Source organism: Burkholderia cepacia complex sp. TUM26381, assembly GCF_057439935.1.
Window position 1 is genome coordinate 771928 of record NZ_CM172008.1, and the last position, 10933, is coordinate 782860.

A 10933-nucleotide genomic window follows, 5' to 3' on the forward strand; every position below is an offset into this window, starting at 1 on the left:
CGGTCGGCGCAGTCCCTGCGCATCGCGCCACGTTCTTCCACCTCGCCAACCTGGAGTCGAACCATGCATTCCCGATCCATCCGCCCGCGCTCGTTGGTCGCAGCCGGCGTCGGCACGGCAGCACTGATCGCGCTTGCGGTCACCCATCCACGCGACGTCGATGCCGCATCGTCGTTTACCGTGCTGGACAACACCGCCTATGCCGATGTCTCGCTCGGACACGGCGCGGTCAAGACCAACTTCATCCCGGCCCGTTACTGCCAGCCGCTCACGTACGATGCATCGACAGGCAAGGTGAAGCTGCCGTCGCAGAGCGACTGGGAGGCACTGGTCAACACGTACGATCCGACGCCGGCCGACTCGGCCGGCTATCTCGTGCTCGACTGCGAAAAGCTGTACCTGACCGGCAGCACGGCGACGATTGCCAACCGGTTCGCGATCCTCAAGCAACTCCAGCAATGGACCCAGGCGATTCGCCCCAATCGCGTACTCGGGTGGTACGGGCTCGCGAATGCGGCCAACATCAGCACCGTGGATTCAGCCAGCGCCTATCGCGACATCGCGCAATTGATGGATCTCAACAACGGCCGGACCGCGTATTTCCCGAGCGAATACGTGAAGGCCAACGGGACATCGCCGTATACGGGCGCGGCATGGGCCCCGCAGCTCAACGCCGACCTCGCCACCACCGGGACGATCGATCGCCAGAGCAGCACGGGCACGCATCCGGTGTTTCCGTACGTCTGGCCGCAGTACTACGACCAGAACACGACCTTGATTCCCGCGTCGACCTGGCAAAGCATGCTGAACACGATCCGAAGCACCAGCGCGGCCGGCCTGATCATCTGGGGCGGCCAGAATCCTGCTGTCGAATACGATGCGAACAATGACGGGAACGGGCCGTGGGTTGCGGTCACGCAGGCGTTTCTGGACAGCCTCTGAGCGACGCGTGAGCGTGTCGGGCTACCGTACGGCCGCGCTACGGAGCGAAACGGGCAGCCCGAGGACGATCAGGTGCAGGACGATCGGCACCAGGACGGCATCGTCGACGAGACCGAGCAGCGGTATCGCGATATTGAACGGCTCAAGCGCATAGACGGCGACGAGCCCGAGCACGGGAATCAGCCAACCCGGACGATCAGGGTGGCTCAGGGCGGTCCAAAGGACGCGCAGGTCGCGTCGGGCGGTTTTCCAGAGCAGGAGCAAGCGTCTCATTTGGCGATTCTCCGGTGAGGACAATCGAGCATAGCAGCTTGCCGATTCCCGTGCCGCCCGACCTCGACGCCGGCCATGACTCGACTTTGCAGGTTCGCCGGCCGATGCACGCCTGCGCGACGTCACCGGACTGCGCGCGACGGTTTCCGGAAGCGCGGCATCCGGGCACGCCGTACCGCCACCGCCTTGGCACCGCCGAGCCGCGCGCCGTCATCGCCGGCGCGCGGCCTCGTCGATTACGACTGCGAGAGCCTGCGCAAGCGCTCGACCGCCGACTCCGAACCCGCGGCCGCTCCGCCTGCCGCGATGCGACGCGCTTCTTCGACCGCCGCCTGTTGATCGAGCGGTTTCTGCCCGATGGCCGCCACCGTTTGCGCGGCATCCGCGGCGACGCGCGCCTGGGAGGCCGCCGCCTGCAACGCGCCGAGCCCGGTCGACGCGCCACCGGTGCCCGCACGCAGCCGGCTCAGTTCATCCTGCTGTTGCTGCATCAACTGCGCCCGCTCGCGGTCGGCCTGTGCCTGCGCGAGGTCGGCCATCGCCGCACGCGCTTTCGCGTCGAACTCGTTCACCTGGGTTTCGACGGTCGTCAGAATTTCCTGCAGCGTATCGACGAGTTGCTGGGCGCCGTCCGCTTCGGCCTGACGCCGCGGCAGATCCTGCTTGCGACGCTCGAGATCGTTGGTGAACTGCGTCAGGGTCAGCTCGTTGATCTCCTGCTTTTCGAACTTGTCGATCAGCACGACCGCCGCCTTCATGTCGCCGTCGATGCTCGCCTTCAGATCCGCGGCCGCCTTCTGCGCAGCGCCGTTCTTCTGCCTGGCCTCGGCCAGCTTGACCGCCACTTCGTGCAGCTTCGCCTGAAGGTTGTCGCGGTCGACTTGCGTCGCCGTTTCCGGATCGAATGCGGCGATCTGCTGCGCGAGGCGGTCGCCTACGGTACCAACGTGTTTCGCGAGAAGCGACGAAACGAGTTTCCAGCCAGACATGGTGTGCTCCTTGGTCAATCTTGAGTTGCGAGTTGCGGGTTGCGGGTTGCGAACGGATCGAGGCGGCTTCGCGCCTCAGAAAACCTTGACGCGCAGCGGATCGATGGCAAGACCGGCGAAATAGTCGACCCAGACGGCCTCGTCCGGACGCCCGTCCATCGTCTCGACATGCTCGAAATCGATCCACAGGCGCTCGATCGGGCCACTTTCCTGCGCCGGGCCGGCCGGCAGGCGCCGCACGTATTGCATGAACGAATGCGTCTTCTCGACGCCCTTCTGGCCGACGCCGTCGTCCAGCCGGCGCTCCCTGGCCGTCCACGGCCGGACGTAGTCGCCGCCCGGCGCATCGCGCTCGAAGCCGATCGCGTCGTTGCCGCCGAGCAGCGCATCGACGCGTGCCGGCTGCGTGGCGAGGTGTGCGATCTGGGCAAGCTCGTCGCGATCCATGTCGTAGCGGTCCTGCCCGAGGCCGTAGCCGTGGCCGCGGAAGGCGTCCTGTTCCTCGGCCGTCAGCGGATATTCGCGATACAGGAACTGGTAGTACGCGGTTTCGCGCACATCCCGCGGATCGTCGTTGCCGGTCATGACCTGAAGGAACGCACCCTGCCCGTTCCTGTCCGTGCCCGTATCCGTGTACAGCCGGAAGATCGACAGATCCGCATCGGCGTCGACATGCAGGCGGCTGACCGCGACGATCGGCATCTGCACAGCCGGCGGCACAACCAGCAGCGACCCTTCGAGCAGCGCGAAATCGGCCAGCACCAGCTCGATCATGCCGCCGATACGCGCGCCGAACGGCAGCCCGGTGTCGACCCGCTCCGGTTGATCGACCTGCGCGCGCGCAAGATCGTCGAGGCGCTTTCCGCCGATACGGCGAGCGAGTTCAAGAATTCCCATGTGCGTCGTTTCTCAGAGGCGGTAGTTGGTGTGGGACATGTAGCGTGCCTTCCGCTCCAACCACGCGCGGCGCGCACGTCTGAACAGCGCGACGACAAGCCACACGGCGAGAAAAAGGCCGCCCAACACCACGACTGCACCCAGCCACACGTTCTTGCGTTCCTTTGCCGGCGGCTTCGCCGCCTGGGCATGCTGGACATCGGATGCGGCGACCTCGGCATCCGGCGTCGCATCGTCGTCGGGCGCGTGCCGATACACCGACGCATTGCCCGAATCTGACGCGCGCCTCTCCGGCTGCTGCACGACGACCGTTTCGCGCGGCGCGCTGCTGCGCCCGAGCATATAGCCGAGCAGGAGCCCGTTGCTGCCATTGGATGGCTGTGCCGCGACCGGCGGTGGCGGTGCGCTGTACGACGGCGGCGGCGGCGCGTCGTTTCGCGCCCCGTACGAATGCGGATTGCTGGACGTGCCGTGGTCGGGCGAGTTGCTGTTGCTGGCGTTGCTGCCATCACTGCCGCTGTGCGACGACTCGCTCGAATTCAGCGTCGCAGCCGCGTCACGGCTCGACTGGGCGGCATACAGCGCCCCACCCAGCGCAGTCGCGGCAATGACCTTCTTCGAGCCCGAACTGCTGAACCCCGACTTCCCGGACGTGCCGGACCCATCGGACGGACTGGCCGACGAACGGGCCGGTGCGTCATAAGCGGAAGCGCTCTTGTAGTTCGACGCACTGTATGAGCTGCTGGAGCCGGGGGTCGCACTGTAAGAGGAACGGCTGGAGCTTGAGCCGGGACTCGAACTGTAATCGGAGCGGCTGGAGCTTGAGCTGGGACTCGAACTGTAAGTCGAGCGACTGGAGCTCGAGCTGGGACTCGAACTGTAATCGGAGCGACTGGAGCTTGAGCTGGGACTCGAACTGTAAGTCGAGCGACTGGAGCTCGAGCCGGGACTCGAACTGTAATCGGAGCGGCTGGAGCTGGAGCTGGGACTCGAACTGTAAGTCGAGCGACTGGAGCTCGAGCCGGGACTCGAACTGTAATCGGAGCGGCTGGAACTTGAGCTGGGACTCGAACTGTAAGTCGAGCGGCTGGAGCTCGACCCGTAACTGGAACTGTAAGAGGAGCGGCTGGGGCTGGAGCTGGAGCTGGAGCTGGAGCCGTAACTCGAACCGTAGGAGGACCGGCTGGAACTCGAGCTGGAGCTGGAACTTGAACTGTACGACGAACGGCTGGACCCGGAGCTCGATCCGGACGACGAGCGGCTCGAGCTGAAACCGGAACTCTTGGCAAAGGCGATCGGCGCCGGGCATCCCGTAGCGAGCGCGAAAGCGACCAGTGTCGCAGCGACCTGGAGGCGTGTGGCCTTCATGTTGTTGACGTCCTTGTGGTTCAAAATTGAGTCTGCTCGGGCCAGTCGCCGGTCTCTCAGTTGCCGTTCCGGCCCGTTGTCATGCGCGGGTTTTCGTACCGCCCCGGCGCCATCCGGTTGCGCATGCCGTGCGATACGCGAGCCGAGCCCCCCTTTCGCCGCGCCTACAATCCTAACAAGTCTGAAGGAAGCTTGCGTGACCATTTGACCCCGAATGCATCATTCCGGCGGATTATTTCCCTGGACGATCCGTTTTATCGAACCCGGAGGCATTGCCTTCGGATGGGGCTGGCTGGCTGGCAAGCGCAGGCGCGTGGATTGAAGCGGCAGCCAGGAAGGAAGATCGCCGAACGTTGGCCAAGACCCGCTTTCTGCTGCATCGGCCGCCGGCCGCGTCACGCAGCGCGGCTGGCGACCCGGGATAGTTGCCGCGATGAAATCGTCAGGATGCGCGACAGGCCGAATCGCCTCTTCGTCGGGCGACGGACCAATCCATGGAAACGATGACGCCGGATACCGCGTGGGATTTCCGGCTGAGCGCGGAAGGGGTGGCGAAATACAGGCCGGCAATCAAAATCGTGTCGTCCGAACCGGAAATCGACAAACGCATCGCGAATCGCTGACGGCGCCGCAACGGGCGCATTTCCGATTGTTCACGAATGGCGCGTGCGTCGAAAACCAGGCGCGGCGGCCCGGCCGGACCGCTATCGGTCGATGATCGAAAGGCGACCGCCGCCGGCCGCCCTTCCCCGCGTTACGCCGCGGCCGCTTCCGCCCAGGGCGGCCGGAAATCCAGCCCGAGATGCTGGCTGATCGCCGCGTCGAGCCGCTCGACCGCGTCCCGCTCGATACGCGTGATTCCCGGATGCCAGATATCGACCAGCAGGCAAACCCGCGGCTCGTCGCTGTCGTTCCAGCTCTCATGCTCGAACGTGTCGTCGAATATGATCGCGCGGCGGTCCGGCCACTCGCGGGTCTCGTCGCCGACGCGCAGCCGCGAGCCCTGCGGCACGATCAGCGGAAGCTGGCAGGTCAGCTTGAGATTCGTCGTGTCCGAATGCGGCGGAATCCGCGTACCGCCCTGGATCACCGAAAAGATGAAGGCGCCGCTCGGGCTGAGGAAATCCTGCACCTGCCGCATCAGCGCCGCGGTGCGCGGGCAGCGGCGGCAATTCTCCTCGACCTCGGGCTCGCCCTTGCGCCGGAAATAGAACGACCCCCAGTCGTTGCGCCGGATCGACTCGAACCGTCCCGCCACCTGCTCTTCGTACGGCAGCAGCATCGGCGTGGTCACCTGCGCGAGAAACTCCTCGCGCAGCACGTCGACCGACGCCTCGATCGTCGACGTGAACGCCTCGAGCTCCGGATAATCGGACGCCTCGTACCACGGCTTCCCGTCCAGCCCCGGGAAATAGAACAGCAACGGCCGCTGATGTTTCGGCAACTCGGGCAGCGGAACCCGCCCCGTGTTGATGTTGACGAACTCGATCACGCGTTCGAGCTCCGCTATCCCGTACTGCGACACGAGCGCATCCAGCGTCTCGTGAATCGCGTTGTGCATCTCCTGTTTCAAAGTCGCTCTCCTTGGCTATCGTGGGGTGACAAAACGAAAAAGATTGCCGCTACCGCATGACGCATCGCACCTGAATCGAACCGGCGCGCCCGGCCCTACACGCGCGCCGTCGCCTTCGCCTCTTCCACCGGGCCGGCAGCCCAGCCGCCGATCGACGCGCCGTACCCGGACGCCGCCGCGACCAGCACGCCGACGCCGCACCACACCGCCTGCACGCCCCACTGGCTGACCAGGTAGCCGAGCAGGATCGACGCGATCATGCTGCCGAGCTGGAACACCAGCGAAAAGAACGAGACGGCGCGCGATCGCAACGCATCGGGCGTCCGGTGATGCAGCACCGCGTTGACCACCGCGCCGGCAATGCCGAGGAACAGCGCGACCCCGCTCAGCACGACGCCGAATGCGACCACGTGGTTCGCCCAAAGCGTCAGCACGAGGCTCACGGAAAGCCCGGCGAACGGCAGCGTCACGGCGAGCGCCGGCCGTGCGGCGCAATGCTTCATCACGCGATACGACGCCCAGCCGCCCGCGCCCTTCACGACCAGCATCAGCGTGAGGAACAGGCCGAACGCCCAGGTCGCGCCATGCGTCGGCACGAGCGTCTTCAACACCACCGGCCAGTAGCTTTCCAGCACCGACACGACGCCGCCGAGCAGCATGCAGAGCAGGATCAGCGGCCGCACCGCGCCGCCATGCCACGCAAACCGGACCAGTTCGCGAAGATCGTCGAGCATCCTGCCGGCCGGCGCCGCCTCGTGCGGCGCCTGCTCGGCCTCGGCGAAAAACCACGACGTCAGGCCCAGCAGCACGATGAACAGACCGCACGCGAGCGCCAGGCCGATCTTGTACGGGTTGTCGAACAGGCGGCTGCCGATCAGGTCCGGGAGCACGCCGCCGACCAGCGACATGCTCGCCAGCCCGAGCGCGGAGGCCAGCTCCGCGCGGCCGAGAAAATACGGAATCCGCTTCGTCTCGCCGTGCTCGCGCAGCAGGCCGACGTACCACGCGTCGACGGTGCCGGAACTCATCGCACGCGCGACGCCGAAGCTCGCCGCGGCGAGGTACAGCATCGGCTTCTGGCTGAAACACAGCATCAGCGCGCAGCCGACGCTGTTCATCAGCAGCGAGATGCGATAGGTCCGGATGCGGCCCACGCGGTCGGCCATCGCACCGAACGGCAGTTCCAGCGCGATGGTCGACAGGCTGAACAGCGCCGCGTAAAGCCCGATCTCGAACAGCGTGAAATGGTTGTGCAGCAGGAACAGCGTGACGACCGGCAGCACGAGGCCGAAGGTGCCCCACAACGCCGCCTGCTGCAGGCAGTACCGCAGGTGGACGGTCATCGGCCGTCCTTGCCGCCGGACTCGAGCAGCAGGTACTCGCCGTCTTCCGCGCTGCCGGCGCCGATCTCGACGAAGCCGCACGCGGCATAGAACGCCAGCGCCGGCGCGTTGGCGCGCAGGCACTTGAGCCGGTAGCGCGTGGCCGGCCAGCCCGGCAGCGCGCGCAGCAGCGCCCGGCCGACGCCGCTGCGGTGGCGCGGCCGGTACACGTGCAGGTGATGGATGAAATGGTCGGGCTCCCAGACCGACACGAAGCCGGCAAGCCGCCCGCCGCCGTCCTCGGCGATCCTCAGCCGCTCGCCCTCCGTCTGGACCTCGAAGTCGGCCAGCTGGAACGCACCCGCCGGCTGCCACACGAAAGTCTCGCGGCGCGAGTTCAGGAACAGTTCGCGCAGGGCCGGCATATCGGCGGCCACCGCGTCACGTACGATGATCGTCATGATTCGCTTACCTCGCAGCAGTCGTGGTTGCCGGGGCCGCGCAGCCTGGCAGGCTCGCCATCACGTCGGCAACGAAGCGTTCGGTGTCCCAGCTGCGGTCCACCGTCGCGCCCAGCCGGGTGATGACCGCGCGGCACGACGGCACGATCACCACCAGCTGGTGATTGAAGCCGTCCATCATCGTCACGTCCTCCGGCAGCGACGGAAACCGCCGCGCGCCGCCGACGCCGGCGTTCAGCCACAGATGCGCGCCGAGCCGGCCGTCGTGCCGCGCCGCCTGGGGCGTCGCCATGAACCGCACCCAGTCGGGATCGACGATGCGCGTGCCATGCCACACGCCGTGCTGGAGGATCAACTGGCCGAGCTTCGACCAGTCCCGCGCCGACGCCAGCATGTAGCTGCCGCCGACCAGCGTGCCCGACGCGTCGGGCTCCATCATCGCGGTGCGGATGCCGAGCGGCTCGAACAGCCGCGCCCGCGCGAACGGCACGATGTCGAGCGGCTGCGGCGAGACCGCCCGCGCGACGATCTTCGCGACCAGCACGCTGCCGCCGCTCTGGTAGTCCACCTCGCGGCCGGGCGCGACCTTCAGCGGCCGGCTCGCGACGAAGCGCGCCATGTCGGTCGACTGGTACAGCATCTTCGTCGTGTCCGAGCCGGGCAGATAGCCTTCCTGGTAGTCCAGCCCGCTCGTCCATTGCAGCAGGTTCCGCAACTGGATCGCCTGGCGCGGATCGCCGGGCGATGCCCAGTCGTCCAGCAGGCGATCCTGCGCGAGCGTCAGCTTGCCGTCGCGGGCCAGTACGCCCGCCAGCAATGCGGTAACCGTCTTCGTCATCGACCAGCCGAGCAACGGGGTGTCGGCCGTGACGCCCGGCGCGTACCGCTCGCCGACGAGCTTGCCGTCCTGTCGCACGACCACGGCCAGCGTGTTGCGCAGCGACCCGGGCGACGGCTCCGCCACCGCGCGCTCCAGCACGCTGCGCAGCGCCGGCGGAACATCGGACGGCACAGCATCGCCGGCGGGGTCGACGTTGTCGGCATCGGCCGCGGCGGGCGGCAGCGCGAGGCCGCGGCCCTGTATGCGCAACGCGTCGAGCGCGTCGGCCGGCGCGAGCGTGCAGCCGAGGCCCGGCCGGTACAGCGCGACCGTCGCGCGCAGCACGCCGAGCCCGGCGGCCTCGACGGTCTGTCGCGCACGGTCGATCCGGTACGTGACGAAGTTGAACAACGGATTGATCGGCTTCACTTCGCGCGCGAACACGGCGCGCGCATTGCCGTCGCCGCCGGCGAGCACGCGCACGCACAGGTAATGCGACGCATAGCCGGTCGCGGCGGGCAGCGCCCAATACAGCACGCCCGCGGCAATCACCAGCAGCAGCACGGCGGTGGCGGCGAGCATCTTGAAGACGGTAGCGACACGGGACGGATGACGATCCGGCATGGGGAATGTTTTCCTGGTTCGACGATTCGACGAGACGGTGCAGGCGGCCGCGCGGCCGCCCGCGCTCAGAGGATGATTTCCTTCTTCAGGTACAGCCGCTCGGACTGGATGTCGTGCGCGTGGCAGCGCGCGATCAGCTTGTCCGATTCGACGATCGGCAGCGAGGTCGGCGCGTATTCGATGCTGGAGATGAACTTGAGCCACGGCTCCGCGCCCATCGCATAGACGAACACCTGGCGCGGTGCGAAGCACTCGACCAGCGGCCACGCACGCTCGCAGTCGGAGCCGTTCAGCCGGCGGTTCTGGTCGAACTGCCGCCCGAGCGGCTCGTTCAGGAGCGCGCCGTACAGCCAGGACATCGGCGCGCCTTCGCACTCCATGCCGATGAACAGCGTGCCGATCCGGCCGATGCGCTGCGCGATGCGCTGGTACAGCTCCGGCTGCAGGTTGTTCGAGTCGGCCGCGAACAGCATGCTCTTGCCGTCCACCTTCAGCGCGAAGGCCATCTTCGCGGCGATATGCAGATCGCCGTGCTCGCCGAGGAACGGCAGCGCCACGATCTCGCCGCCCGGCACGGGCACGCTGTCCAGCTCGCCGACCTCGACGACTCGTTCGAACCCGCACGCCTCGAGCGCGAGCCGGATCGACGGGTCCTGCAGGAACCCGCCGTGGCTGCGCGGCACCACCAGCGTGCCGATCCGGTGCCGTAGCTGCAGCAGGCTCTCGAGCACGATGTGATCCTGGTGGTTGTGAGTCAGCAGCACGTAGTCGATGCGCTCGGGCAGATCCGCGAACGTGAACGGATCCTCGCCCTGGCCGAGCGGATAACCGACGATCGGATCCGTCAGCAGCGAAAATTCCGCGGTTTCGACCAGCACCGTCGCATGGTTGAAGTAGCGCACCCGCACCGGCTGCTGCCCCGCGCGCGCCGGTGCCGACGGCGGGCGCGGCGGCGGCGCGTCGGTGAACCAGGTTTCGAGCGCCGCGCGCCGGGCGGCACCGCCCTCCGCATGCGCGAGCAGACGGTCGATCAGGTCCGGCGCGGCGCCCGCGTGGCGGGCCGCGAACAGCTCGTCGTACAGCGCGTCACGGAACGGCAGGCGGATCTGCACCATGTGCTCGTCGGGAAAGCGCGGCGTGCTGAGCATGAAGCTCCGGTCGTCGCTGGTCGCGAGGAAGCCGTTCACGCTCTGCAGCGCGTCGAGATAGCCGGCGCTGTCGTACAGCAACCGCTCGAACAGCCGGTACGACGCGTGGCCGCGCAGGTCGTAGCCCAGCTCGACGAACCCCTTCAACGGCTCGGGCACCCGCGCATACAGCGGCGACAGCGTATCGCCGCCCCCTTCCCGTGCAAGCAGCTCGTCGAGCTCGCGCAGCGCGTCCGCCAGCGCCAGCAGCGGCGCGGCGCGCGTGCGGGTGTCGCGGATCAGCGCATCGACCGCCGGCACGAGCTCCCGGCCGCCGTTGAGGAACGGCCCGCCGGCCATCTTCGCGGCGGAACGCCGGTGCAGCTCCGGCGCGCGGATGAAGGACTCCATGATGCGCAGGTGTACCTGCTTCATCACCAGCGCGCAGGTCGCCGGCTGCAGCAGGAACGTCCACGCATACCATTGATTGATCAGCGGTTCGAAGACGACGTTCGGTTTCAGGTAGATCTGGGTCAT

At 67.2% G+C, this 10933-nt stretch carries 13 protein-coding genes; 3 read left to right on the forward strand and 10 right to left on the reverse strand.

The window, feature by feature from the left end:
• Positions 1-63 precede the first annotated feature (63 nt).
• Complete coding sequence (locus ACWMMN_RS35340; RefSeq protein WP_256087424.1) at positions 64-942, forward strand: hypothetical protein; 879 nt, start codon at positions 64-66, stop codon at positions 940-942.
• A gap of 21 nt (positions 943-963) precedes the next feature.
• On the opposite strand, the gene ACWMMN_RS35345 is transcribed toward ACWMMN_RS35340, so the two are convergent.
• The 4 genes from ACWMMN_RS35345 to ACWMMN_RS35360 form a co-directional block, all read right to left on the reverse strand.
• A complete protein-coding gene (locus ACWMMN_RS35345; RefSeq protein ID WP_059241788.1) occupies positions 964-1215 on the reverse strand; it encodes a YkvA family protein in 252 nt (83 codons plus the stop codon).
• Positions 1216-1451: 236 nt separating this feature from the next.
• Positions 1452-2060: a hypothetical protein gene (locus tag ACWMMN_RS35350; RefSeq protein WP_256087425.1), complete on the reverse strand. Its 609-nt coding sequence runs from the start codon at positions 2058-2060 to the stop codon at positions 1452-1454.
• A gap of 219 nt (positions 2061-2279) precedes the next feature.
• On the reverse strand, positions 2280-3101 hold the full coding sequence (locus tag ACWMMN_RS35355) for a DUF2491 family protein (RefSeq protein ID WP_059241792.1): 822 nt from the start codon (positions 3099-3101) through the stop codon (positions 2280-2282).
• A gap of 12 nt (positions 3102-3113) precedes the next feature.
• Positions 3114-3443: a hypothetical protein gene (locus ACWMMN_RS35360; RefSeq protein WP_059241794.1), complete on the reverse strand. Its 330-nt coding sequence runs from the start codon at positions 3441-3443 to the stop codon at positions 3114-3116.
• A 19-nt stretch (positions 3444-3462) separates the two neighbouring features.
• Here ACWMMN_RS35360 and ACWMMN_RS35365 point away from each other — a divergent pair, with 19 nt between their 5' ends.
• Positions 3463-3804, forward strand: a complete 342-nt coding sequence (locus ACWMMN_RS35365) for a hypothetical protein (RefSeq protein WP_155627348.1) — start codon at positions 3463-3465, stop codon at positions 3802-3804.
• Here ACWMMN_RS35365 and ACWMMN_RS35370 read toward each other — a convergent pair.
• Positions 3799-4410: a hypothetical protein gene (locus ACWMMN_RS35370; RefSeq protein WP_486424161.1), complete on the reverse strand. Its 612-nt coding sequence runs from the start codon at positions 4408-4410 to the stop codon at positions 3799-3801. The two genes, ACWMMN_RS35365 and ACWMMN_RS35370, sit on opposite strands and share 6 nt — an antisense overlap.
• Positions 4411-4741: 331 nt before the next feature.
• On the opposite strand from ACWMMN_RS35370, the gene ACWMMN_RS35375 reads away from it, so the two are divergent.
• Positions 4742-4894, forward strand: a complete 153-nt coding sequence (locus ACWMMN_RS35375; protein WP_226196796.1) for an ATP-dependent Clp protease proteolytic subunit — start codon at positions 4742-4744, stop codon at positions 4892-4894.
• 329 nt (positions 4895-5223) lie between these two features.
• On the opposite strand, the gene ACWMMN_RS35380 is transcribed toward ACWMMN_RS35375, so the two are convergent.
• The 5 genes from ACWMMN_RS35380 to ACWMMN_RS35400 all read right to left on the reverse strand — a co-directional run bounded on the left by ACWMMN_RS35380 (position 5224) and on the right by ACWMMN_RS35400 (position 10933).
• Positions 5224-6042 (reverse strand): aspartyl/asparaginyl beta-hydroxylase domain-containing protein, encoded by an 819-nt coding sequence (locus ACWMMN_RS35380; RefSeq protein WP_081052122.1) that lies wholly within the window; start codon positions 6040-6042, stop codon positions 5224-5226.
• Positions 6043-6137: 95 nt separating this feature from the next.
• Positions 6138-7385: an MFS transporter gene (locus ACWMMN_RS35385; RefSeq protein ID WP_059241800.1), complete on the reverse strand. Its 1248-nt coding sequence runs from the start codon at positions 7383-7385 to the stop codon at positions 6138-6140.
• A complete protein-coding gene (locus ACWMMN_RS35390) occupies positions 7382-7825 on the reverse strand; it encodes a GNAT family N-acetyltransferase (protein WP_486424162.1) in 444 nt (147 codons plus the stop codon). The genes ACWMMN_RS35385 and ACWMMN_RS35390 overlap by 4 nt, the downstream gene beginning before the upstream one ends.
• Before the next feature lie 7 nt (positions 7826-7832).
• Positions 7833-9269 (reverse strand): serine hydrolase domain-containing protein, encoded by a 1437-nt coding sequence (locus ACWMMN_RS35395; RefSeq protein ID WP_486424163.1) that lies wholly within the window; start codon positions 9267-9269, stop codon positions 7833-7835.
• A 65-nt stretch (positions 9270-9334) separates the two neighbouring features.
• Positions 9335-10933, reverse strand: coding sequence for an MBL fold metallo-hydrolase (locus ACWMMN_RS35400; protein ID WP_226196798.1), 1599 nt, complete (start codon positions 10931-10933; stop codon positions 9335-9337).